The sequence below is a fragment of the Streptomyces sp. AgN23 genome (assembly GCF_001598115.1).
Lineage (GTDB): Bacteria > Actinomycetota > Actinomycetes > Streptomycetales > Streptomycetaceae > Streptomyces > Streptomyces antimycoticus.
Genome location: NZ_CP007153.1, coordinates 6,431,243 through 6,455,452 on the forward strand (window position 1 = coordinate 6,431,243; position 24,210 = coordinate 6,455,452).

The 24,210-nt window shown below is 71.3% G+C and carries 20 protein-coding genes and 1 pseudogene; 13 read left to right on the forward strand and 8 right to left on the reverse strand.

Annotated elements, in window-relative coordinates; genetic code table 11:
• The first annotated feature begins 114 nt into the window (after positions 1-114).
• The 6 genes from AS97_RS28010 to AS97_RS28035 all read left to right on the forward strand — a co-directional run bounded on the left by AS97_RS28010 (position 115) and on the right by AS97_RS28035 (position 8,175).
• Complete coding sequence (locus AS97_RS28010; RefSeq protein WP_282615692.1) at positions 115-1,290, forward strand: resuscitation-promoting factor; 1,176 nt, start codon at positions 115-117, stop codon at positions 1,288-1,290.
• Positions 1,291-1,307: 17 nt separating this feature from the next.
• On the forward strand, positions 1,308-2,174 hold the full coding sequence (gene rsmA, locus AS97_RS28015) for a 16S rRNA (adenine(1518)-N(6)/adenine(1519)-N(6))-dimethyltransferase RsmA (protein WP_059144775.1): 867 nt from the start codon (positions 1,308-1,310) through the stop codon (positions 2,172-2,174).
• An 89-nt stretch (positions 2,175-2,263) separates the two neighbouring features.
• A complete protein-coding gene (locus AS97_RS28020) occupies positions 2,264-3,190 on the forward strand; it encodes a 4-(cytidine 5'-diphospho)-2-C-methyl-D-erythritol kinase (protein WP_247204515.1) in 927 nt (308 codons plus the stop codon).
• Between the two features lie 60 nt (positions 3,191-3,250).
• Positions 3,251-5,068, forward strand: coding sequence for an ABC-F family ATP-binding cassette domain-containing protein (locus AS97_RS28025; protein ID WP_210565863.1), 1,818 nt, complete (start codon positions 3,251-3,253; stop codon positions 5,066-5,068).
• Positions 5,069-5,369: 301 nt separating this feature from the next.
• The gene (locus AS97_RS28030) at positions 5,370-7,196 is read left to right on the forward strand and encodes a hypothetical protein (RefSeq protein ID WP_210565864.1); all 1,827 of its coding nucleotides are present in this window, start codon (positions 5,370-5,372) and stop codon (positions 7,194-7,196) included.
• Between the two features lie 265 nt (positions 7,197-7,461).
• On the forward strand, positions 7,462-8,175 hold the full coding sequence (locus tag AS97_RS28035) for a LuxR C-terminal-related transcriptional regulator (protein ID WP_210565865.1): 714 nt from the start codon (positions 7,462-7,464) through the stop codon (positions 8,173-8,175).
• A 99-nt stretch (positions 8,176-8,274) separates the two neighbouring features.
• On the opposite strand, the gene AS97_RS28040 is transcribed toward AS97_RS28035, so the two are convergent.
• Positions 8,275-8,628 (reverse strand): hypothetical protein, encoded by a 354-nt coding sequence (locus AS97_RS28040; protein ID WP_210565866.1) that lies wholly within the window; start codon positions 8,626-8,628, stop codon positions 8,275-8,277.
• Positions 8,629-8,655: 27 nt separating this feature from the next.
• The gene (locus AS97_RS28045; RefSeq protein WP_059144731.1) at positions 8,656-10,326 is read right to left on the reverse strand and encodes a sodium:solute symporter family protein; all 1,671 of its coding nucleotides are present in this window, start codon (positions 10,324-10,326) and stop codon (positions 8,656-8,658) included.
• Positions 10,327-10,488: 162 nt separating this feature from the next.
• On the opposite strand from AS97_RS28045, the gene galT reads away from it, so the two are divergent.
• The 4 genes from galT to AS97_RS28065 all read left to right on the forward strand — a co-directional run bounded on the left by galT (position 10,489) and on the right by AS97_RS28065 (position 14,915).
• Positions 10,489-11,532: a galactose-1-phosphate uridylyltransferase gene (gene galT, locus AS97_RS28050; RefSeq protein ID WP_086708635.1), complete on the forward strand. Its 1,044-nt coding sequence runs from the start codon at positions 10,489-10,491 to the stop codon at positions 11,530-11,532.
• Positions 11,529-12,506, forward strand: a complete 978-nt coding sequence (galE, locus tag AS97_RS28055) for a UDP-glucose 4-epimerase GalE (protein WP_059144729.1) — start codon at positions 11,529-11,531, stop codon at positions 12,504-12,506. The genes galT and galE overlap by 4 nt, the downstream gene beginning before the upstream one ends.
• The gene (galK, locus tag AS97_RS28060) at positions 12,503-13,705 is read left to right on the forward strand and encodes a galactokinase (RefSeq protein ID WP_086708637.1); all 1,203 of its coding nucleotides are present in this window, start codon (positions 12,503-12,505) and stop codon (positions 13,703-13,705) included. Before galE ends, galK begins: the two co-directional genes overlap by 4 nt.
• A 379-nt stretch (positions 13,706-14,084) precedes the next feature.
• On the forward strand, positions 14,085-14,915 hold the full coding sequence (locus AS97_RS28065; RefSeq protein WP_059144727.1) for a response regulator transcription factor: 831 nt from the start codon (positions 14,085-14,087) through the stop codon (positions 14,913-14,915).
• On the opposite strand, the gene AS97_RS28070 is transcribed toward AS97_RS28065, so the two are convergent.
• On the reverse strand, positions 14,874-15,371 hold the full coding sequence (locus tag AS97_RS28070) for a MarR family transcriptional regulator (RefSeq protein ID WP_014054422.1): 498 nt from the start codon (positions 15,369-15,371) through the stop codon (positions 14,874-14,876). The genes AS97_RS28065 and AS97_RS28070 overlap by 42 nt on opposite strands.
• A 137-nt stretch (positions 15,372-15,508) precedes the next feature.
• On the opposite strand from AS97_RS28070, the gene AS97_RS28075 reads away from it, so the two are divergent.
• A complete protein-coding gene (locus tag AS97_RS28075; protein WP_210565867.1) occupies positions 15,509-16,333 on the forward strand; it encodes a trans-aconitate 2-methyltransferase in 825 nt (274 codons plus the stop codon).
• A pseudogene (locus AS97_RS28080) lies at positions 16,330-16,677 on the forward strand (glyoxalase); the annotation flags it as partial. The gene AS97_RS28075 and the pseudogene AS97_RS28080, both read left to right, overlap by 4 nt.
• A gap of 475 nt (positions 16,678-17,152) precedes the next feature.
• Here AS97_RS28080 and AS97_RS28085 read toward each other — a convergent pair.
• Positions 17,153-17,863: a TetR/AcrR family transcriptional regulator gene (locus AS97_RS28085; protein WP_059144723.1), complete on the reverse strand. Its 711-nt coding sequence runs from the start codon at positions 17,861-17,863 to the stop codon at positions 17,153-17,155.
• The gene (locus tag AS97_RS28090; protein ID WP_185930369.1) at positions 17,860-18,840 is read right to left on the reverse strand and encodes a fatty acid desaturase; all 981 of its coding nucleotides are present in this window, start codon (positions 18,838-18,840) and stop codon (positions 17,860-17,862) included. The genes AS97_RS28085 and AS97_RS28090 overlap by 4 nt, the downstream gene beginning before the upstream one ends.
• A 245-nt stretch (positions 18,841-19,085) precedes the next feature.
• Here AS97_RS28090 and ppc point away from each other — a divergent pair, with 245 nt between their 5' ends.
• Complete coding sequence (ppc, locus tag AS97_RS28095; RefSeq protein WP_210565868.1) at positions 19,086-21,806, forward strand: phosphoenolpyruvate carboxylase; 2,721 nt, start codon at positions 19,086-19,088, stop codon at positions 21,804-21,806.
• 514 nt (positions 21,807-22,320) lie between these two features.
• Here ppc and AS97_RS28100 read toward each other — a convergent pair.
• From AS97_RS28100 to AS97_RS28110, 3 genes are all read right to left on the reverse strand, one after another.
• Positions 22,321-22,839: a hypothetical protein gene (locus AS97_RS28100; protein WP_059144720.1), complete on the reverse strand. Its 519-nt coding sequence runs from the start codon at positions 22,837-22,839 to the stop codon at positions 22,321-22,323.
• 69 nt (positions 22,840-22,908) lie between these two features.
• Complete coding sequence (gene pth, locus AS97_RS28105; RefSeq protein ID WP_059144719.1) at positions 22,909-23,499, reverse strand: aminoacyl-tRNA hydrolase; 591 nt, start codon at positions 23,497-23,499, stop codon at positions 22,909-22,911.
• Positions 23,500-23,582: 83 nt separating this feature from the next.
• The gene (locus AS97_RS28110) at positions 23,583-24,182 is read right to left on the reverse strand and encodes a 50S ribosomal protein L25/general stress protein Ctc (RefSeq protein WP_059144718.1); all 600 of its coding nucleotides are present in this window, start codon (positions 24,180-24,182) and stop codon (positions 23,583-23,585) included.
• Between the last annotated feature and the right edge of the window lie 28 nt (positions 24,183-24,210).

Here is a 24,210-nt window from a genome sequence, read left to right on the forward strand (position 1 = left end):
GCGAGTGATCACCGTGGGTGATGGTGTCGCTTTGGAGAGTCACCCCCACTCCGCTACAGTCCCGGACTCAACGCCCTGACCAGTGGACTTGTGGAGTGTTACCGGAGTGTTCTTGTGAGCCGTAGGGGCAGCCACCGTGTCTCGGGCGGCCGAGCCGCCGCCCGCCGAGCCGCCCGCCGCGGCTTCGCCGGCCGGACCGACCCGATGCGCCGGCTGCTGCCGCAGGCGATGGTGGTCGCCGCGCTGGCGGGCGGCACCTCCGCCTTCGTCGCCCAGGACAAGGCCGTACGGCTCAGCGTCGACGGCGACGCGCGCACCCTGCACACCTACGCCGACGACGTGGGCGAGCTGCTGGCGGACGAGGACGTCCACGTCGGCGAGCACGACATCGTCGCCCCCGCGCCCGGGGAGCGGCTCGCCAACGGCGACGAGATCGCCGTCCGCTACGGCCGCCCGGTCACCCTCACCCTCGACGGGGAGCGCCGCCGGGTGTGGACCACCGCCCACACGGTTGACGGCGCACTGCGCCAACTGGGCGTACGTGCCGAGGGCGCGTATCTCTCCGCCTCCCGCTCCGCCGCCATCACCAGCCGCGGCCTGCTCCTGCACGTCCGCACCGAGCGCACCGTCACCTTCCTCGCCGACGGGCGCGAACACACCGTCCGCACGAACGCGGCCACCGTCGGCGAGGCCCTCGCCGCCACCGGGCTCACCCTGCGCGGCCAGGACACCACCTCGGTCCCCCAGGACAGCTTCCCGCGTGACGGCCAGACGGTGACGGTGATGCGGATCACCGGCGGCAAGGAGGTCCGGGACGAGCCGGTGCCCTTCACCACCGTCCGCCGCGCCGACCCCACCCTCCCCAAGGGCACCGAACTCGTGGAACGGCCCGGTGAACCGGGCACCCTGCGCACCAGCTACCGGGTGCGCAGCGTCAACGGCGTACGGCAGCGCCCGCGGAAGCTCCGCAGCGAGATCGTCAAGCCGCCCGTGGCCCGGATCGTGCGGGTCGGCACCATGATCGTGCCCGCCCGGGTCGGCGGCCCGGCCGACGGGCTCAACTGGCGGGCGATGGCGCACTGCGAATCGGGCGGCCGGGCGGACGCGGTCGACGGCTCCGGCCGCTACGGCGGCCTCTACCAGCTCGACCAGGGCACCTGGCACGACCTCGGCGGCCACGGCCGCCCCCAGGACGCGCCCCCGGCCGAACAGACCTACCGCGCCAAAAAGCTCTACCAGCAGCGCGGCACCGGCCCCTGGCCGACGTGCGGCCGCAAGCTCCACCAGTGACCCCCTAAACTTTGCCGGTGAGCTCCACCGATCCCGACGTCCTGCTCGGCCCCGCCGACATCCGCGCCCTCGCGGCACGGCTCGGCGTACGCCCGACCAAGCAGCGCGGCCAGAACTTCGTCATCGACGCCAACACGGTCCGCCGGATCGTCCGGACCGCCGGGGTACGCCCCGAGGACGTGGTCGTCGAGGTCGGCCCCGGGCTCGGCTCGCTGACCCTCGCGCTGCTGGAGGCCGCCGACCGGGTCACCGCCGTCGAGATCGACGACGTCCTCGCCGCCGCGCTCCCCGCCACCGTCGAGGCCCGGCTGCCGCACCGCGCCGACCACTTCGCGCTGGTGCACCACGACGCCCTGCGGCTGACCGAACTGCCGGGCCCCGCCCCGACCGCCCTGGTCGCCAACCTGCCCTACAACGTCGCCGTGCCCGTGCTGCTCCATATGCTCGGGCGCTTCCCGACCATCGAGCGGACCCTGGTCATGGTCCAGTCCGAAGTCGCCGACCGGCTCGCCGCCCCACCCGGCTCCAAGGTCTACGGCGTCCCCTCCGTGAAGGCCGCCTGGTACGCCCACGTCAAGCGCGCGGGCGCGATCGGCCGCAACGTCTTCTGGCCCGCCCCCAACGTCGACTCCGGTCTGGTCTCGCTGATACGCCGGGACGAGCCGCTGCGCACCACCGCCACCCGGGACGAGGTCTTCGCGGTCGTCGACGCGGCGTTCGCCCAGCGCCGCAAGACGCTCAGGGCGGCGCTCGCGGGCTGGGCCGGGTCTGCGGGGGCCGCGGAGGAGGCCCTGAAGGCCGCCGGGGTCTCCCCGCAGGCGCGCGGGGAATCGCTGACGGTGGAGGACTTCGCCGCAATCGCCGAACACGGCCCAGCGGCCTGACCCCGGCCCCGCCTGCGGCGGCCTCGTTCCCCACCCCCACAGACGGGACAATGGCCGCACCGGAACACCGAACCCCACCGAGGAGCCCCGTGACCCGCCCCGTGACCGCCCGTGTGCCCGCCAAGGTCAACGTCCAGCTCGCGGTCGGCGGGCTGCGTCCCGACGGGTTCCACGACCTGGCCAACGTCTTCCTCGCCGTCGGGCTCCACGACGAGGTCACCGCCACCCCCGCCGACACCCTCCGCATCACCGTCGAGGGCGCGGACGCCGGTCAGGTGCCGCTGGATCACACCAACCTGGCCGCCCGCGCCGCCGTCGCCCTCGCCGAACGGCACGGCATCGCGCCCGCTGTCCACCTCCACATCGCCAAGGACATCCCCGTCGCGGGCGGCATGGCGGGCGGCAGCGCCGACGCCGCCGGGGCGCTGCTGGCCTGCGACGCGCTGTGGGGGACGAAGGCGACGCGCGAGGAACTCCTCGACATCTGCGCCGACTTGGGCAGCGACATCCCGTTCGGCCTCGTCGGCGGCGTCGCCCTCGGCCGGGGCCGGGGCGAGCTGCTGACCCCGCTGGAGACCGGCGGCACCTTCCACTGGGTGTTCGCCCTGGCCGACGGCGGCCTGTCCACCCCCGCCGTCTACCGCGAATGCGACCGGCTGCGCGAGGCGTCCGGCGCCGGCGCGGGCGTCGCCGACGTCCCGGACCCCGAGCCCTCCCCGGCGCTGCTGGACGCGCTGCGCACCGGCGACGCCACCGCGCTGGCCGCCGTCGTCTCCAACGATCTGCAGCCCGCCGCGCTCTCGCTGCGCCCCGCGCTCGCCGCCACACTGCGCGCCGGTGCGGACGCGGGCGCGCTCGCCTCCCTCGTCTCCGGCTCCGGGCCGACCTGCGCCTTCCTGGCCAAGGACCCCGAGGCCGCGCGGGCGGTGGCGGACGCGCTGGCCGCCTCGGGCACCTGCCGCTCGGTCCGGATCACCTCGGGCCCGGTCCCCGGGGCACGGCTCGTGGACGCCTGAGCGAGGCGCCCCGCACGGCGACTACCCTGGGGAGCCGATCGATCCGCGTAATGGAGTGTGATGGCGACCAACCTGGTCAACGTTGAATCCGTCGGCAAGGTGTACGGCACGCGTGCGCTGCTGGACGGCGTCTCCCTCGGGGTGAACGAGGGCGACCGCATCGGCGTCGTCGGCCGCAACGGCGACGGCAAGACCACGCTCATCCGGATCCTCGCCAAGCTGGAGCCCGCCGACGACGGCCGCGTCACCCACTCCGGGGGTCTGCGGCTCGGCGTGCTCACCCAGCACGACTCCCTCGACCCCGAGGCCACCGTCCGCCATGAGGTGATCGGCGATCTCGCCGACCACGAGTGGGCCGGTGACGCCAAGATCCGGGATGTGCTCACCGGGCTGTTCGGCGGGCTCGACCTGGCCGGCTTCCCCCAGGGGCTCGACACCGTCATCGGCCCCCTCTCCGGCGGTGAGCGCCGCCGTATCGCGCTCGCCAAGCTGCTGATCGCCGAGCAGGACCTGATCGTCCTCGACGAGCCCACCAACCACCTCGACGTCGAGGGCATCTCCTGGCTCGCCGGGCATCTGCGCGCCCGCCGCTCGGCCCTGGTGGTGGTCACCCACGACCGCTGGTTCCTCGACCAGGTCTGCACCCGGATGTGGGACGTCCAGCGCGGCGCCGTCCATGAGTACGAGGGCGGCTACAGCGACTACGTCTTCGCCCGCGCCGAGCGCGAGCGCATCGCCGCCAGCGAGGAGGCCAAGCGGCAGAACCTGATGCGCAAGGAGCTCGCCTGGCTGCGCCGCGGCGCCCCCGCCCGCACCAGCAAGCCCCGCTTCCGCATCGAGGCCGCCAACGCGCTGATCGCCGATGTGCCGGCGCCGCGCGACAGCGCCGAGCTGATGCGGTTCGCGAACTCCCGGCTCGGCAAGACCGTCTTCGACCTGGAGGACGTGACCGTCACCGCCGGGCCCAAGGTGCTGCTCAAGCATCTGACCTGGCAGCTGGGGCCCGGCGACCGGATCGGCCTGGTGGGGGTGAACGGCGCGGGCAAGACCTCGCTGCTGCGCGCCCTGTCCGAGGCCGCCCGCAGCGAGGGCGAACAGCAGCCCGCCGCGGGCCGGATCACGGTCGGCAAGACCGTAAAGCTCGCGTATCTCTCCCAGGAGGTCGCCGAACTCGACCGGAACCTGCGGGTCCTGGAGGCGGTCGAGCAGGTGCGGCAGCGCGTCGACCTCGGCAGGGGCCGGGAGATGACCGCCTCCCAGCTGTGCGAGAAGTTCGGCTTCACCAAGGAGAAGCAGTGGACCCCGGTCGGCGATCTCTCCGGCGGTGAGCGGCGCCGGCTGCAGATCCTGCGGCTGCTGATGGACGAGCCCAATGTGCTCTTCCTGGACGAGCCCACCAACGACCTCGACATCGAGACCCTGACCCAGCTCGAGGACGTGCTCGACAGCTGGCCCGGCTCACTCGTGGTCATCAGCCACGACCGCTACTTCATCGAGCGCACCACCGACCGGGTGCTCGCGCTGCTGGGCGACGCCGCCTTGCGGATGCTGCCGCGCGGCGTGGACGAGTACCTGGAGCGGCGGCAGCGCGCCCTGGCCGCGGCCACCCCGGCCGCCGCGCCCGCCAAGCAGAAGCCGGACGAACAGGTCGCCCGGCAGCGGTCGGCGGCCGAGCAGCGCGCCGCGAAGAAGGAACTCCAGAAGATCGAGCGGCGGTTGGACCGGATCAGCGAGCAGGAGTCCGACCTGCATACGCGGATCGCCGAGCACGCCACGGACTTCGCGAAGGTCGCCGAGCTCGACACCCAACTGCGCGAGCTGACGGGGGAGCGGGACGACCTGGAGACCCGGTGGCTGGAACTGGCCGACGACGCCTGAACGGCGGCGGGACAAGGGGCGGGCCACCTCCGATGTGAGTGGCCTGAAAGCATCGTGTGAAGAGACTGTGCGGCCCTGGCGCGCGCCCTGGCAACGGTCGCGTCACAGGCCGGTCTCAGCTGGTCGATGACCTGGAAACTGGTCCCTATTGCGCCCCTTACGGGTGATACAAAGAACTCCCGCCTGCCTTCCGCTCAATGGCGGGGTTCCACGTCCGATTCGCTCCTTCCCGGAGGGCTTGACCACCGGGATCGCGGGGGAGGCCGGTCGGTCGATGGGTCCCGCACCTGAAGGATTTCGCATGTCACAGCCGCCTCCGCCGCCCAACCAGCCGCCGCAGGGCGGCTTCGGGGCACCGCAGGATCCTGGTTACGGCTATCCGCAGCAGCCGCCCACGCCGCCTCCGGGCCAGCAGGGTTACGGCTATCCGCAGGCGCCCGGTCAGCCACCGCAGACCCCGCCTCCGCCCCCGGCGGCACCGCCCGCCCCGCCGCAGACGCCCCCGCCGGGCGCCGGCGGCTACGGCTACCCGGAGCAGCCGGGCGCCGGCCAGCAGCCTTACGGGCAGCCGCAGTACGGGCAGCCGCAGTACGGCCAGCAGCCTTACGGCCAGTCGCAATTCGGCCAGCAGCCTTACGGCCAGCAGCAGTACGGCCAGCCGCCGCAGCCCCAGTTCCCCGGCAGCCCCGGCCCGGGCGGCTCCGGCCAGTCCAAGCAGCGCATGGCGATCATCGTCAGCGCCGTGGTCGCGGTCGCGCTGATCATCGGCGGCGGCATCTGGTTCGCCACCAAGGACGACGGCGGCGGCAGCGAGGCCAAGGGCAAGGACAAAGAGTCCAGCCAGGGATCTTCTTCAAGCGGTTCCACGGGCGGCGGGGACAAGCCCGCCAAGACCGTAGACGCCAAACTGCTCAACAAGGTTCCGATGCCCAAGGTCTCCGACCAGATCACCGTCGAGGGCATGTGGGTCACCGACGACACCTTCGTGAAGGCCGACGTCTACAAGATCGTCGGCTATCCGCTCAGCGGCGGCACCGCGAAGTGGACGATCCCGCTGGACGGCGCGGTCTGCTGGTCCTCGGACCACCTCACCAAGGACGGGCTGACCACGGTCCTCTACCAGGGGGCCAAGCCGTCGGCCAAGGACAAGTACCCCGGCTGCACCGAGGTCGGGCTGCTGGACCTCAAGAACGGCAAGATGCTCTGGCACCGGAACGTCAAGGAGGGTGACGAGAAGGTCCGCTTCGACGAGGTCACCCTCGGCGGCGGCACCGTGGCCGCGGGTGGCACCAGCGGCGGCGCCGCCTGGTCCACCTCGGGCCAGGCGCTGTGGAAGCCGAAGTCCGGTGAGCAGTGCTCGGACGACGGCTACGCGGGCGGCGAGGACAAGCTGGTCGCGGTGCGCCGCTGCGGCGACTACGACAACCCGCAGATCCAGGTCCAGACGCTGAACCCGAAGACGGGCGCCGTGAAGTCGGCCTACAAGGTCTCGCAGGGCATCGACTACGTCCATGTCGCCTCCACCGACCCGCTGGTGATCGGCCTCGACGCCGGTGACTCGACCGGCTCGGCGGTCTCGGACTTCCTGTCCATCGACGACAGCGCCAAGACCGGCAAGGTGCTCGGCAAGATCGGCACAGAGAACGGCAAGTACGACGCCAAGTGCGACTCGACCAACGTCGAGGGCTGCCGGAAGTTCGCCGTCTCCAAGTCGGCCAACACCCTCTTCCTCGGCTCCGAGGACCGCACCGACTCCTCCGCCGCGACGGCCAACGAGATCGTGGCGTTCAGCCTGGCCAACGGCAAGCCGATCGGGAAGACGGACGGGGTCAAGGGCGCCGCGCTCACCCCGCTCGGGCTCGACGAGAACGGCTCCGTCCTCGCCTACCAGGAGAGCACCTGGGAGGCCGGTGGCGCGGTCTGGCAGATCGACCCCAAGTCGTACGCCAAGACCAAGCTGCTGCAGAACCCCGTCGCCTCCCACGAGATGGAGTCGAAGTTCAGCCCCAGCTACTCGGAGATCATCTACTCCGGGAAGCATCTGTTCATGAGCGACGTCTACGCCACCAAGCCCTCGGGCACCTACGACAAGGACGACCCGCTGGCGATCATCTTCGGCGCGAGCTGACCCCTTCGACGTCCGCTCAGCTCCCGGCGGCCCCGCCCGTACCCACCGTACGGGCGGGGCCGCCGCTTTTCGCCCCGGCGGAGCGCCGGGGCACGCGCTCGCGCGGAACTCGGCCGCATCGGTCCGATTCGGACGTCAACCGGACCTCAAGTAGGCACTAATGGCCGGGACTTCGGCATTCCGGGGGGCTTCTGCCCGGTAAGGGGCGCGCAACGTCGAACAAGCGTGTAGCTTTCCCCCCTGAGCGAATGGGGGGGGGGAGCTCATGGGCGTGCGACTCATGGTGGTCGATGACCACCGTCTGCTCGCGGAGGCGCTCGCCTCGGCGCTGAAGCTGCGCGGGCACCGGGTGCTCGCCGCGGCGGCACCGAGCGCGGGCGCGGCGGACCTGGTGGTGAGCCGGGCACCGGAGGTGTGCCTGCTGGGCACGGCGTCACCCGCCGAACCAGGGGTGTTCGACCCGGTGGTGCAGATCAAGAAGGAGCGGCCGCAGGTCGCGGTCGTGGTGCTCGGCCCGGTGCCGAGCCCACGCGGCATAGCCGCCGCCTTCGCCGCCGGGGCGTCCGGCTATGTGCGCCACGACGAGCGGATCGAGGGCGTCGAACGCGCCATGATGAAGGCGCGCGCCGGCGAGGCCGCCGTGGCGCCCCAGCTTCTCCAGGGGGCCTTCGCGGAGCTGCTCAACCCCGCGGCCCAGCCCGACGACGAGGGGGCCCGGCTGCTGCGCATGCTGACCCCGCGCGAGGTGGAGGTGCTGGTGCGGGTCGCCGAGGGCGAGGACACCCGGCTGATCGCGGCGGGTATGGGGATCGCCCCCAGCACGGCCCGCACCCATGTGCAGCGGGTGCTGATGAAGCTCGGGGTGGGCTCACGGCTGGAGGCGGCGGCCCTGGCGGCACGCACCGGGCTGCTGGACCGCGCGGCGTCCCGCCGGATCGCGTCGCCCGCGCCGCAGCCGCCCACGTCGTCGGCGCCGTAGCCCGCGTCGGCGGGCCGGCAGCCCTGCCGGCTGGTTCGCGGTGGCCCGGGCCCGCGCGCCCCGGCGCGCGGCGGCCAGCGCCGCTCAGCCCTCTCCGGCTCAGCCCTCTCCGGCTCCGGGTTCTCCGGGCCCTGTCCCGGTCCCTGCCCCGCCCTCCGGCCCGGTCTCCGGCTTGGGCGCGGTCCCCGGGGCGGACAGCGGCCTGAGTTTCATCCACAGCAGGAAGAGCAGGCCGACCGCGAGCATGCACCATCCGGTCCAGAGGTTGATGTTGATGCCCGAAGCCTTCTTCACATCCGCGTCCGAGGCGGTGAATCCGGCGATGAGGACGATGATCGCGTAGATCACGAACAGCCCGCCGATGATCCGCCGCACATCGAACAGCCGCGCCGCGGTCGCCGACCTCTGCTCCAGCTCCTCGACCTCGGACCGGTATGCGTACTCCTCACTCATGGCGTGGGCTCCTTATCCGCCGGAGGCTTACAGGGAGAACGGGATGTAGCACAGGGCCGCGAGGACCAGCGCGCTCCAGCCCAGCACGGCCGGGCGGCGGTACCACGCCTCGTCGCCCGGCACCGGCGGCTCGGCCACACCAGGCGCGGTGGTGCCGTAGACCAGACCGGCCAGCGACTCCACCGGCTTGGGCGTGGTGAACGGGGTCACCGCGACCATCACCACCCCGCCGACCACGAACGCCACGATGGCGGAGACGAAGTTGGCGCCCTGGTCGCTGGGGATGGAGATGACGCCGGCCCGGTAGAGCCAGAAGTAGTTGATCATCGCGGCCACGGTGCCGCAGAGCAGCCCCCAGAACCCGGCCTGGGCGGTGGCCCGCTTCCAGAACATCCCGATGATGAAGACGCAGAACAGCGGCACGTTGAAGAACGAGAACAGCGTCTGGAGGTAGTTCATGATGTTGCTGAACGATGAGGCGATGACGGCCGTCCCCATACCGGCCAGCACGCCGATCGCCGTCACCACCCGCCCGGTCAGCAGGTAGTACCCGTCCGGCCGGTCCTTTCTGACGTACGCCCGCCAGATGTCGTGGGTGAAGACCGTGTTGAAGGACGACACATTGGCCGCCATGCCCGCCATGAAGGCGGCCAGCAGCCCGGTCACCGCGAGCCCCAGCACCCCGTTCGGCAGCAGCTCGCTCATCAGCAGCGGAATCGCGTCGTTGTACTGCAGACCGCTCTTCTTCGAGCCGATCTCGGGGGCCATGGACAGCGCGATCAGCCCCGGGACCACCACGATCAGTGGGATGAACATCTTCGGGAACGCGGCGATCAGCGGGGTGCGCTGGGCGGCCGAGAGGTTCCTGGCCGACAGGGCGCGCTGCACCTCGGCGAAGTTGGTCGTCCAGTAGCCGAAGCTCAGGCAGAAGCCGAGGCCCAGCACGATGGTCAGCCAGTTGGCCCCCAGCGGGTTGGGGGAGCCGATGCCGGTGCCGCCCCAGGCGGAGACGAAATTGGGGCCGTGGGAGTCCACCAGCGAGTCCTTGAGCCCGCCGAAGCCGCCGATCCGCCGCAGGCCGATCACGGTGAGCGGGATGAGGGCGGCCAGGATCACGAAGAACTGCAGCACCTCGTTGTAGATGGCCGAGGAGAGCCCGCCGAGGGTGATGTACGCGAGCACGAAGATCCCCGCGACCACGATCGCCACCCACTGCGGCCAGCCCAGCAGCGCCTCCACCACGATCGCCATCGCGTAGAGGTTCACGCCCGCGATCAGTACGGACGCGATCGAGAAGATGATCGAGCTGAGCAGATGCGAGGACGGTCCGTAGCGGTGCAGCAGGAACTCGGGGACGGACCGTACCTTGGAACCGTAGTAGAACGGCATCATCACCAGGCCGAGGAAGACCATGGCCGGAATCGCCCCGACCCAGTACCAGTGCACGGTGTACACGCCGTACTGCGCGCCGTTGGCGGCCATTCCCAGGATCTCCAGGGCGCCCAGGTTCGCGGCGACGAAGGCCAGTCCGGTGACCCACGCGGGCAGCGACCGGCCGGAGAGAAAGAAGTCGAGGCTGGTCTTGACGCTCGCTCTGGCGGCGAATCCCACGCCGAGCACGACGACGAAGTAGAGGATCAGGATCGTGTAATCGAGTGCGTTGGTGGGAAGCCGGAGCCCTTCGGCCAGATAGCGCATGGTCTCGCCTCATCGCCTGAACGGAATGCACCAGAAACGTTCGGTGAACGTATCCGAATTCTTGTGGTTTGTCCGAGCGCCTTCACCGTGCATTGACGCCACTGTTGACTTGTGGTTCATTATGTTGAGTTGTGTTGGGTGCACCTGACAGGAGCTGGCGGAGTGAAGAAGACGGCGACGCGGCTTGCGGACGGACGCGAGCTGATCTATTACGACGCGCGCGACGACGCGGTGCGCGACGCCGTCGACCAGCGGCCGCTCGACCCCATCGCGACCCGCTCGGAGATCCGGCACGACCGCCTCCTCGGCGACCGGGTGGCGATCGCCTCCCACCGCCAGGCCCGCACCTACCACCCGCCGGCCGACGAATGCCCGCTGTGCCCCTCCCGCGAGGGGCGGCACAGCGAGATCCCCGCCTCCGGCTATGACGTCGCGGTCTTCGAGAACCGCTTCCCGTCACTGGCCGGGGACTCGGGCCGGTGCGAGGTCGTGTGCTTCACCTCCGACCACGACGCCTCCTTCGCCGACCTCGACGCCGCGCAGGCCGCTCTGGTGCTCGACGCCTGGACCGACCGCACCGCCGAGCTGGCCCAGCACCCCGCCGTCGAGCAGGTCTTCTGCTTCGAGAACCGCGGTAAGGAGATCGGCGTCACCCTCGGCCATCCGCACGGCCAGATCTACGGGTATCCCTTTGTGACCCCTCGTACACAGCTGATGCTCCGTTCGCTCGCCGAGCACCGTGTGGCCACCGGTCGGAATCTGTTCGATGATGTGGTCGCCGATGAACTGGCCGACGGGCGCCGGGTGGTGCTCGAAGGCGAGCACTGGGTCGCGTTCGTCCCTTACGCCGCCCACTGGCCGTACGAGGTGCACCTCTACCCCAAGCGGCGGGTCGCGGACCTGCCGGCGCTGGACGAGGCCGCGCGCACAGAGTTTCCACAGATGTATCTGGAACTCTTGAAGCGCTTCGACCGGATCTTCGGGGAGGGCGAGCCGCCCACGCCCTACATCTCCGCCTGGCACCAGGCGCCGTACCGCATGACCGACCGCGGTGAATTCGCACTTCACCTCGAGCTTTTCACCATCCGCCGCACTTCCGGCAAGCTGAAGTTTCTCGCGGGTTCCGAATCCGGCATGAATGTGTTCATCAACGATGTGCCGCCGGAGGCCGCGGCCGAGCGACTGCGAGAGGTAGCGAGCAAGTGAACACTGCGCACCAGAAGAAGTACCTGGTCACCGGCGGCGCCGGCTATGTCGGCAGCGTGGTCGCGGCGCATCTGCTCGAAGCCGGTCACCGGGTGACCGTGCTGGACGACCTGTCCACCGGGCACCGGGAGGGGGTCCCCGAGGGCGCGGAGTTCATCGAGGGCCGCATCCAGGACGCCGGCAAGTGGCTCGACCCCACCTTCGACGGCGTGCTGCACTTCGCGGCGTTCTCCCAGGTCGGCGAGTCCGTCGTCAACCCCGAGAAGTACTGGGTCAACAATGTGGGGGGCACCACCGAGCTGCTCGCCGCGATGCGCGACGCCGGGGTGCGCACCCTCGTCTTCTCCTCCACCGCCGCCACCTACGGCGAGCCCGACCAGGTCCCGATCACCGAGGACCTGCCGACCGCGCCCACCAATCCCTACGGCGCCAGCAAGCTCGCCGTCGACCACATGATCAGCGGCGAATGCGCCGCGCACGGGCTGGCCGCGGTCTCCCTGCGCTACTTCAACGTCGCGGGCGCCTACGGGGCGTACGGCGAGCGCCATGACCCCGAGTCCCACCTCATCCCCCTGGTGCTCCAGGTCGCCCAGGGCCGGCGCGAGGCGATCTCGGTCTTCGGCGAGGACTACCCCACCCCCGACGGCACCTGCGTCCGCGACTACATCCACGTCGCCGACCTCGCCGACGCCCATCTGCTCGCCCTCGGCGCGGCCTCCGCGGGCGAGCACCTGATCTGCAACCTCGGCAACGGCAACGGCTTCTCCGTCCGCGAGGTCATCGAGACGGTGCGCCAGGTCACCGGCCACCCCATCCCGGAGATCGCCGCCCCGCGCCGCGGCGGCGACCCGGCGGTCCTGGTGGCCTCCGCCGAGCGCGCCAAGGAGCGCCTGGGCTGGCGCCCGACCCGCGCCGACCTGGCCGGAATCGTCGCGGACGCATGGGAGTTCGCGCAGCGGAGGGAGAGTCAGTGACGGACGAGCACGGCCCCGGGCAGGCCACGGCGGGGTTCCACGAGATCTACGGCACCGACCCGGAGGGCGTCTGGGCGGCGCCGGGCCGGGTCAATCTGATCGGTGAGCACACCGACTACAACGACGGCTTCGTCATGCCGCTCGCCCTGCCCCACACCTGCCTGGCCGCCGCCACCCCGCGCACCGACGGGGTGCTGCGGCTCCACTCGGGCGACGCCCCGGGCGGGGTCGTCGAGCTGCGGGTCGAGGAGCTGGTGCCGGTCGCGGGCGGGGCCGGCGGCGGCGACCGCGGCGGCTGGGCGGCCTATCCGGCCGGAGTGGTCTGGGCGCTGCGCGATGCGGGGCTGCTGACGGGCGCGGCCGGCGGTGCGGACCTGCACTTCGAGTCCACCGTGCCCACCGGCGCCGGGCTGTCGTCGTCCGCCGCGCTGGAGGTGGTCACGGCCACCGCGCTCAACGATCTGTACGGACTGGGGCTCACCCCGCGGCGCATCGCCCAGCTGTGCCAGCGCGCGGAGAACGTCTTCGTGGGCGTGCCCTGCGGGATCATGGACCAGATGGCGTCCGCGTGCTGCACCGAGGGACACGCCCTGTTCCTGGACGCCCGTGACCTGACCCAGCGCCAGGTGCCGTTCGACCTGGCGGCCGAGGGGCTGCGGCTGCTGGTGGTGGACACCCGCGTCAAGCACGAGCTGGGCGACGGCGCCTACGCGAACCGGCGCGCCGCCTGCGAGGCGGCCGCCGAGGCGCTCGGGGTGCCGGCGCTGCGCGATGTGCCTTTCGACGGGCTGGAGGCGACGCTCGCCCAGTTGGAGCGGCTGGGCTACGACGCGACCACCCGGCGGCGGGTGCGCCATGTGGTGACCGAGGACCGCAGGGTCGAGGAGGTCATCGAGCTGCTCGACGCCGGGGACACGCGGCGTATCGGACCGGTGCTGACCGCCGGGCACGCTTCCTGCCGCGACGACTTCGAGATCTCCTGTGCCGAGCTCGACCTCGTCGTGGAGTCGGCGAACGAGGCGGGTGCGCTCGGGGCGCGGATGACCGGCGGCGGCTTCGGCGGCTCGGCCATCGTGCTGGTGGCGGAGGCGGATGCGGAGGCGGTGGGCAAGGCGGTGACCGAGGCGTTCGGCGCGGCAGGCCACGGGGCTCCACGGATCTTCCCGGCGGTGCCCAGCGCGGGGGCGCGACGGCTGTAGCCGAGGCGGGGGTGCGACGGCTGTAGCCGGCCGTCGCCACCGGCCCCTTGATCGCGTCGCGGATCGTTCTCGGTACATCTTCGCGGCTTGTGGATCACTCAGTCCCCAAGAGCGAACAAGAAACGCACAGTGAACAGCCGAGAACAGTCAGTTTCGCCAAACCGCTTCCTATATGAGACCACAGCCTTACTCTGAGTACAGCGTCGGTGGGGGCCGACGCCCATCAGGGGGCGAGACAGTCAGGTACGACGCCCGGGGCGGGGTAGCAATCACAGCACGGCGGCGGCCGTGCGGGTTGCGGTGACCTTGCGCCGGGCGCCGTACCCGCACTGTTTCTCGGTGTATCCGGAATCTTCATCCGGCGACTGGGGGGTTGTCCGTGGCACGTATTCGGGTTCTCGTGGTTGACGACCATCGTATTTTCGCCGAGTCCCTGGCCGCCGCCCTCGCGGCGGAACAGGACGTGGACGTGGCGGCGGCCGGCAGCGGCCCGGCGGCGCTGCGCTGTCTGGAGCGCGCCGCGGCGGAGGGGCGCCGCTTCGACATTCTGCTGGTCGACGCCGATCTGGGCACGGCCGCCGAGGGTGTGGGCCCACCGCTCCCGGTACCGGCCGAGGTGGCCTACGGCGGGGCGAACGGCACGCCGCACAGCGGGCCGCACGGCGGCCCCGCCCGGGTGGTGAACGGCCGGGCGGCCGACGGCATATGGCTCGTCGGCGCGGTCCGCTCCACCCAGCCGGGGGTGCGCACCGTGGTGCTGGCCGAGCGCGACGATCCGCGCCGCGCGGCGGTGGCGCTGCAGGCCGGGGCGTCCGGCTGGGTCGCCAAGGACTGCTCGCTGGTCCGGCTGCTCGCGGTCATCCGGGGGGTGCTCCGGGAGGAGACCCATCTGCCGCCCGCTCTGCTCACCGGCGTCCTGCGGGAGCTGACGGCCGCCCGTAAGCACCGCACCGAAAGCGAGCGCCTGGTCGAGTCGCTGACGCCGCGTGAGCGGGAGGTGCTGCGCTGCATGGTGGCCGGGCTCGGCCGCAAGGCCGTCGCCGAGCGGCTCTTCCTCTCCCCGCACACCGTCCGCACCCATATGCAGAATGTGCTGGGAAAGCTGGGCGTGCACTCCACGCTGGCGGCCGTGGCGCTGGCCCGGCGAGCCGGGGTGGGCCCGGTCGACCTAGCCGGGGAGATTGTCGAACGGGGCGGTCAACTGGCGTAGCAGCGCGGCCAGTTCGGCGCGCTGGGCCTGGGAGAGCTCGGCCAGAATGGCGTGCTCATGGTCCAGCAGCCCGGCCAGTGCCTGATCGGCGCGGTCACGCCCCTCGGCGGTCAGCCGGACCAGCACACCGCGCCGGTCACTCGGGTCGGGCCCCCGCTCGACCAGCCCCTTCTTGGCGAGCCGGTCGATGCGGTTGGTCATGGTGCCCGAGGTGACCAGGGTCTGGGTCAGCAGCTGCCCGGGGGAGAGCTGATACGGGGGCCCGGCCCGGCGCAGCGAGGTCAGGACGTCGAACTCCCAGGGCTCCAGATTGTGCTCGGCGAAGGCGATCCGCCGCGCCCGGTCCAGATGGCGGGCGAGCCTGCTGACCCGGCTGAGCACTTCCAGCGGTTCCACATCGAGGTCGGGGCGTTCCCGCCGCCACGCCGCGACCAGCCGATCGACCTCGTCCTCCATAGCGATCAGTGTAGTGGGTCTGTCGACATGAAGTCTCTTGACATCAAGAGATACCGTGGGCAACGGTAATACACCGGGACGCGCAGCGGTCACGGCGGCGCGCCCCATACCGACCGTACCCACAGGGGGAACCGACCATGACCACCGCGCCCAACTGGGACCCTCGGCAGTATCTGCGCCACGCCGGCCACCGCGTCCGCCCCTTCCTGGACCTGCTGGCCCGCGTCCCCGAGCCGCCCACCGACCCCGGCCGCCCGCCCCGCATCGCCGACCTCGGCTGCGGCCCCGGCAACGTCACCGCCCTGCTCTTCGACCGCTGGCCCGACGCGCGGGTCACCGGCCTGGACAACTCCGCCGAGATGCTCGCCGAGGCCCAGCCCCTCGCGGGCCCCACCACCAGCGGCGGCCGCCTCGACCTCCGGCAGGCCGATGTGCGGAACTGGGCGCCGGACGAGCCCTACGACCTGATCGTCTCCAACGCCGCCCTCCAGTGGATCCCCGGCCACCCCGACGCCTTCCCCGCCTGGCTGGCCGGACTGCGCCCCGGCGGCATCTTCGCTTTCCAGGTCCCCGGCAACTTCACCGCCCCCAGCCACACCCTGCTGCGCGATCTGTGCGACGCCCCCGAGTGGCGCGACCGCCTCGCCGACCGCGTCCGCGACCCCGGTGACGTCCTGGAGCCCACCGAATACCTGGCGCGCCTGGCCGCGCTCGGCTGCGAGGTCGATGCCTGGGAGACCACCTATGTGCAGGTCCTGACCGGCCTCGACCCCGTCCTCGACTGGGTCAAGGGCACCGCCCTGCGCCCGGTCCTGACCGCCCTCGCCGACGACCCGCCCGCCCGCGACCGCTTCCTGGCCGCCTACGCCTCCCTCCTCCGCGACGCCTATCCCTCCGCGCCTCACGGCACGGCCTTCCCGTTCCGCCGCATCTTCGTCGTGGCTCGAATGGCCCAGCGATGATCGCGGCCCTCGACCACGCCCAACTCGCCGCCCCGCCCGGCGCCGAGTCCACCCTGCGCGCCTACTACGGCGGGGCCCTCGGCATGATCGAGATCCCCAAACCGGCCGCCCTCGCCGCCAACGGCGGCCTGTGGTTCGGATGCGGCCCGGTCCAGCTGCACCTGGGCATCGAGCCGGACTTCCGCCCCTCCCGCAAGGCCCACCCGGGTCTCAGGGTCGTCGGCATAGCAGCCTTCGCCACCCGCCTCGCCGGGCGTGGTGCCGAGGTCGTCTGGGACGAGAAACTGCCGGGTCACCGCCGCTTCTTCTCCGAGGACCCGGTCGGCAACCGGCTGGAGTTCGTCCTGATCGACGACTTCGACGGCGACGGCACGGTCGTCATCCTCACGGCGCCCGACCCCGACAAGGCCGTCTACGCCGACGAGCACCGCGTGCCCTACGGCACCGACGCCGTCATCCCCGACGGCCCCGCGAAGGGTTTCGTCATCGGAGAGACCATCGTCAAGCCGTGATGCTCAGCCGTTCCGGTCCGGGGTGAGTCGGGTGCCGGTACAGCCCCTTCCCTCGGAAGTCTTGTCCCCGTTTCCGCGACAACCTCGGCCCATACGGTCAGCCCCGCGCGGGAGCGTCGCCCGCCCCAGCGGTGCGCCAGCGCCGCGACCAGATACAGGCCCCGCCCGTGCTCGTCGTCCCCCTCGGGCGGAGCGGCGACCGGGATGTCGCCCGCACCCTCATCGCTCACGGTGACGACGGCCGAGCGCCCGGCCAGCGCGAGCGCGCCAGGCACGCGTTGCCGCAGCGCTCCCCTGGATCGGCGGGTCAGTTCTTGCGGTGGCCTATCAGCCGCGGCTTCGGCTCCAGACCGTCCAGACCGTGCCAGGCCAGGTTCACCAGATGCGCCGCCACCTCGGCCTTCTTCGGCTTACGGACGTCCAGCCACCACTGGCCCGTCAGCGCCACCATGCCCACCAGCGCCTGCGCGTACAGCGGGGCCAGCTTGGCGTCGAAGCCGCGGGCCTTGAACTCCAGGCCCAGAATGTCCTCCACCTGGGTGGCGATATCGCTGATCAGCGAGGCGAAGGTGCCCGTCGACTGGGCGACGGGGGAGTCACGGACCAGGATCCGGAAGCCGTCCGTGTACTCCTCGATGTAGTCCAGAAGGGCGAAGGTGGCCTGCTCGCACAGCTCCCGAGGATGGCCCGCGGTCAGCGATGTCGTCACCATGTCCAGCATCCGCCGCATCTCACGGTCCACCACGACCGCGTACAGCCCCTCCTTGCCGCCGAAGTGCTCGTACACCACCGGCTTGGAGACCCCCGCCTTCGCCGCGATCTCCTCCACCGACGTGCCCTCGAAGCCACGCTCGGCGAAGAGCGTGCGACCGATGTCCAGCAGCTGCTCCCGGCGCTCCTTGCCGGTCATCCGGACCCGGCGGGGCCGCCGGGTCCCGGATCCGGAGGGCCGGCCTGTCCGGCCCCGCCGGTCCTTTTCACCGCTGGTATTACTGTCGGTCGCCACGCCCTCCATCATGCCGCTCCGGCGGACTCCTCCTGACGGCGGGAGTCGATACGGGCCTGGCTCGGCCAGCGGACGTCATAGGCCCAGCCCGCCTTCTCGAACCAGCGGATGATCCGGGCGCTGGAGTCCAGCTGCCCCTTCATCACCCCGTGCCGGGCACAGGTCGGATCCGCGTGGTGCAGGTTGTGCCAGGACTCGCCGCACGAGAGCACCGCCAGCCACCACACATTGCCGGAGCGGTCCCGCGACTTGAACGGGCGCTTGCCCACCGCATGGCAGATCGAGTTGATCGACCAGGTCACATGGTGCAGCAAGGCCACCCGGACGAGGGACCCCCAGAAGAAGGCGGTCACCGCGCCCTGCCAGGACCAGGTCGCCAGCCCGCCGATCAGCGGGGGCAGCATCAGGGAGACCAGCGTCCACACCACGAACTGGCGGGAGACCGCCCGGACGGCACCGTCCTTGATCAGATCCGGTGCGTACTTGTGCTGGGACGTCTGCTCCTCATCGAACATCCATCCGATATGTGCCCACCACAACCCCTTCATCAGAGCCGGCACGGTCTCGCCGTACCGCCACGGGGAGTGCGGGTCGCCGTCCGCGTCGGAGAACTTGTGGTGCTTACGGTGGTCGGCCACCCAGCGGACCAGCGGCCCCTCCACGGCCAGCGACCCGGCGATCGCCAACGCGATCCGCAGCGGCCGCTTCGCCTTGAACGAGCCATGAGTGAAGTAACGGTGGAAGCCGATCGTGATGCCGTGGCAGCCGATGTAGTACATCGACACCAACAGCGCCAGATCCAACCAGCTGACCCCCCAGCCCCAGGCCAGGGGAACCGCCGCGACCAGCGCGACGAAGGGGACGGTGATGAACAGGAGAAGGGTGATCTGTTCGACGGAACGCTTGCTGTCCCCGCCGAGCGTGGCGTAGGGAAGCGGGGCCTCCTGGGCCTTCGGCGTGTCGTTGACCACGTCGGGGCTTGCAGTCATGGGATCCCTCGTGGGGCTCGGGGCATGGCTACGGATCCGTAACCTACGGCGTCGTAAGTATGGCAGGGCCGGGAAGCGGGGCAATAGGGCTCTGGTCTCACCCAGGGTCGCGCCGCCTATCCTGGGAACGTCGGACAGCGCGGTCCGCACATGGCCGAAAGCACCGGGTCAGCAGCCCGCGGCGCCCGCCGCACAAGCCCTGATGCCGCGCTTCGAACCCCGTTCACTGCAAGGAGCCCGCACCTGTGAGCAGTGCCGACCACACCAACGCCGCTCTGCGTGCCGACATCCGCCGTCTGGGGGACCTGCTCGGTGAGACCCTCGTCCGCCAGGAGGGACCCGACCTCCTCGAACTCGTCGAGCGCGTCCGCGCCCTCACCCGCAGCGACGGTGAGGCCGCCGCCGACCTGCTCGGCTCCACCGACCTCGAGACCGCCGCCAAGCTGGTCCGCGCCTTCTCCACCTACTTCCACCTGGCCAACGTCACCGAACAGGTACACCGCGGCCGCGAGCTGCGCACCCGCCGCGCCGCCGAGGGCGGCATCCTCGCCCGCACCGTCGACCAGCTCAAGGACGCCGACCCCGAGCACCTCCGGCAGACCGTCGCCCACCTGGGGGTGCGCCCCGTCTTCACCGCCCACCCCACCGAGGCCGCCCGCCGCACCGTCCTGACCAAGCTCCGCCGCATCGCCGAACTGCTCGACACCCTCGCCATCGGCGGCGACGCCCGCCGCGCCGACCTGCGGCTCGCCGAGAACATCGACCTGCTCTGGCAGACCGACGAACTGCGCGTCGCCCGCCCCGAACCCGCCGACGAGGCCCGCAACGCCATCTACTACCTCGACGAACTGCACGCCGGCGCCGTCGGCGACGTCCTCGAGGACCTCACCGCCGAACTGATGCGCGTCGGCGTCGAGCTGCCCGCCACCACCCGCCCCCTCACCTTCGGCACCTGGATCGGCGGCGACCGCGACGGCAACCCCAACGTCACCCCCGAGGTGACCCGCGATGTCCTGATCCTCCAGCACGAACACGGCATCACCGACGCCCTGGAGATCATCGACGATCTGCGCGCCGCCCTCTCCAGCTCCATCCGCAACACCGGCGCCTCCGAGGAACTCCTCGCCTCCCTCCAGCGCGACCTCGAACTGCTGCCCGAGATCAGCCCGCGCTACAAGCGGCTCAACGCCGAAGAGCCCTACCGGCTCAAGGCCACCTGCATGCGGCAGAAGATCGTCAACACCCGCGAACGGCTCGCCGGCGACACCCCCCACCAGCCCGGCCGCGACTACCTCGGCTCCGGCGAACTCCTCGCCGACCTCCACCTCATCCAGGACTCCCTGCGCGCCCACCGCGGCCACCTCATCGCCGGCGGCCGGCTCGAACGGGCCATCCGCACCCTCGCCGCGTTCGGCCTCCAGCTCGCCACCATGGACGTCCGCGAACACGCCGACGCCCACCACCACGCACTCGGCCAGCTCTTCGACCGGCTCGGCGAGGAATCCTGGCGCTACGCCGACATGCCCCGCGACTACCGCCGCAAGCTGCTCGCCAAGGAACTGCGCTCCCGGCGCCCCCTCGCCCCCAGCCCGGCCCCCCTCGACGCCGCCGGCGCCAAGACCCTCGGCGTCTTCCGCACCATCCGCGACTCCTTCGAGCGCTTCGGCCCCGAAATCGTCGAGTCCTACATCATCTCCATGTGCCAGGGCTCCGACGACGTCTTCGCCGCCGCCGTCCTCGCCCGCGAGGCCGGACTCATCGACCTCCACGCCGGCTGGGCCAAGATCGGCATCGTCCCGCTGCTGGAGACCACCGAAGAACTCAAGATCGCCGACAAGCTCCTCGACGAAATGCTCGCCGACCCCTCCTACCGACGGCTCGTCGCCCTCCGCGGCGACGTCCAGGAGGTCATGCTCGGCTACTCCGACTCGTCCAAGTTCGGCGGCATCACCACCTCCCAGTGGGAGATCCACCGCGCCCAGCGGCTGCTGCGCGACGTCGCCCACCGGCACGGCGTACGGCTGCGGCTCTTCCACGGCCGCGGCGGCACCGTCGGCCGCGGCGGCGGCCCCACCCACGACGCGATCCTCGCCCAGCCGTGGGGCACCCTCGAAGGCGAGATCAAGGTCACCGAACAGGGCGAGGTCATCTCCGACAAGTACCTCGTGCCCTCGCTCGCCCGCGAAAACCTCGAACTCACCGTCGCCGCCACGCTGCAGGCATCCGCCCTGCACACCGCGCCCCGCCAGTCCGACGAGGCACTCGCCCGCTGGGACGCGGCCATGGAAACCGTCTCGGACGCCGCCCACGGCGCCTACCGCGCCCTCGTCGACGACCCCGACCTGCCCGCGTACTTCTTCGCCTCCACCCCCGTCGACCAACTCGCCGACCTCCACCTCGGCTCCCGGCCCTCCCGCCGCCCCGACTCCGGCGCCGGCCTCGACGGACTCCGGGCCATCCCCTGGGTCTTCGGCTGGACCCAGTCCCGGCAGATCGTCCCCGGCTGGTTCGGCGTCGGCTCCGGCCTCAAGGCCGCCCGCGAAGCCGGACTCGACGGCGTCCTCGACGAAATGCACCAGCACTGGCACTTCTTCCGCAACTTCCTGTCCAACGTCGAAATGACCCTGGCCAAGACCGATCTGCGGATCGCCCGCCACTACGTCGACACACTGGTCCCCGAGGACCTCAAGCACGTCTTCGACGTCATCCAGGCAGAACACGAACTGACGGTACGAGAGGTGCTGCGCATCACCGGTGAGCGCGAACTCCTCGACTCCAACCCGGTGCTGAAGCAGACCTTCCACGTCCGGGACGCCTACCTCGACCCGATCTCGTATCTGCAGGTGACCCTGCTCCACCGGCAGCGCACCGCCCGCGAACGAGGCGAAGAGCCCGACCCGCTGCTCGGCCGCGCCCTCCTCCTCACGGTCAACGGCGTCGCGGCGGGCCTCCGCAACACGGGCTGAACAGAGCGTATGCCTGACACCGGGCGGGCCCACTCCCGAAGGGGGAGCGAGCCCGCCCGGTGCGTGGTGGGGGTTGAGCTTCCCGGGGGCTCCGCCGCCGGCCCCCGACGTACAGCAGGCTCCGCCGCTACCCGCTCCAGCCCCGCGGCTGGGCGCACCTCGTGCCCCACGGCGGCCAGCCGCCACTTCTTCCCCGCCGCGACGGCGAGGACCCGCACGGCGGAGTCCGGCGGTGCCGATCGGGCCGTGCCATGGGACGGGTCACACGGCGGTGGAGGCGGAAGCGCGCGTCCGTGGCCGCGGGGGCGTCCGATGATGGGTACGGCGTCAGTGCGTTCCGGCGGTCGGCCGGGCGGTGGCGGCGGCTTCTCTTTCCCGTCGCGACGGCGAGGACCCGCACGGCGGAGTCCGGCGGTGCCGAACTGGCCGCGCCTACGCGGCGGGTCACACCCCACGGCGGGGTGGTCCCGGGGCGAAGGGCGAGCCCAAGACCAGGGGGGGCACCCGGTGAGCGCTACAGCGTAAGCGTGGCGAAGGACGCGCCCAGCAGCGCCGCGCCCAGCAGGCCCATCGTCCAGCCCGTGCGGCGCAGGCCGAGGCCGCCCGCGACGATCAGGGAGGTGAGGAGGAGCGAGCCGCCGAAGGGAACCCAGGCGTGGAGGATGCCCGCGGCACCCGTACGGACGGCGCGATCCGTGCCCGGCTTGAGGGCCACCGGAACCCGGTCGCCCGTCCCGTCCGTGACCGCCTTGTCGACCCGCACCCGGCCATGGGACTCGCCACCCGCGCGGGCCGGAGCGAACGAGCCGGTGCACCATTCGTCGCCGCAGTCGGAGACCGTCACGGTGCCGCGCTCAAGCCCCTTGGTGAGCATCGTCGGTTTGGCGTCATCCCAGGACGACCACACCCCGGCGGCCAGAATCAGCAACGCGACAAGCCCCATCGCCACGTTCTTCGTCAGCAACAGAAGCCCGTACGCGCTCTCGCCCGCCCGCCGCGTACGGCTGCGCTTGGTCACACCGGTGGAAGCCATGGCGGCGATCCTTGCCATCCCCAGGCGCTCGGTCAACCTTCCGCCGAACAAACGGGCGAACGGCGTCATTCAGGAGTTGTACGTCCCCTGCGCGCGCTCCAGCCCGTCCGCGATCAGCGTCTCCACCGCATCCGCCGCACGGTCCACGAAGTAGTCCAACTCCTTGCGCTCCGCAGCGGAAAAGTCCTTCAGCACAAACGCCGCGACATCCATCCGGCCCGGCGGACGGCCGATCCCGAAGCGCACCCGGCAGTAGTCCGCACCCAGCGACTTGGTGATCGACTTCAGGCCATTGTGGCCATTGTCACCCCCGCCGACCTTCAACCGCAGCGCGCCGTAATCGATGTCCAATTCGTCGTGGACCGCCACGACATGACCGACCGGCACCTTGTAGAAGTCGCGCAGCGCGGTCACCGGACCGCCCGACAGATTCATGAAGGACATCGGCTTGGCGACCACGACCCGGCGGCTCAACGGCCCCGGCGGACCCACCCGGCCCTCGACGACCTGCGCCCGCGACTTATGCGCCTTGAAACGGGCACCCATCCGCTCCGCCAGCAGATCGGCCACCATGAAGCCGACATTGTGGCGATTGCCCGCATACTCGCCCCCGGGATTGCCGAGGCCCACCACAAGCCAAGGGCTCGCGTCGTCCGTCATCTGCATGTCTCTCCTTGAGGACGGCCGCCGCCCCACCACAGGGGCGGGACGGCGGCCGGAAAGCGAAAGGGAGCAGCCGAAGACTACGCCTCGGCGCCCCCCGCCTCGCCCTCGGCACCCTCCTCGGCCGGAGCCTCGGCCTGGGCGGCGACCACCTGCAGCACGGCCGCGTCGTCCTCGACCGCCAGCGTGGTGCCCGCCGGAAGGGTGATGTCCTTGGCGTGGATGGTGGCACCCGCGTCCAGACCCGCGATGGAGACGGTGACCGACTCCGGGATGTGGGTCGCCTCGGTCTCGACCGGCAGCGCGTTCAGCAGGTGCTCGAGCAGGTTGCCACCCGGGGCCAGGTCGCCCTCGGTGAGGATCGGCACCTCCACGGTGACCTTCTCGCCCTTCTGCACCAGCAGCAGGTCGACATGCTCCAGAACGCCGATCTTGATCGGGTGACGCTGCACGGCCTTCGGGATGACCAGCTCGTCCTTGCCGCCCTCGACCTTCAGGCGCAGCAGAACGTTCGGGGTCTTCAGCGCCATCAGCAGGTCATGCGCCGGAAGCGTGACATGCAGCGGGTCGACGCCGTGGCCGTAGACCACGCCGGGAACACGGTCGGCCGCACGGGTACGCCGGGCCGCACCCTTGCCGAACTCGGTGCGGGGCTGAGCGGAGATCTTGACCTCGGCCATGGGGCACTCCTCGTAGATCGTTTAGTGT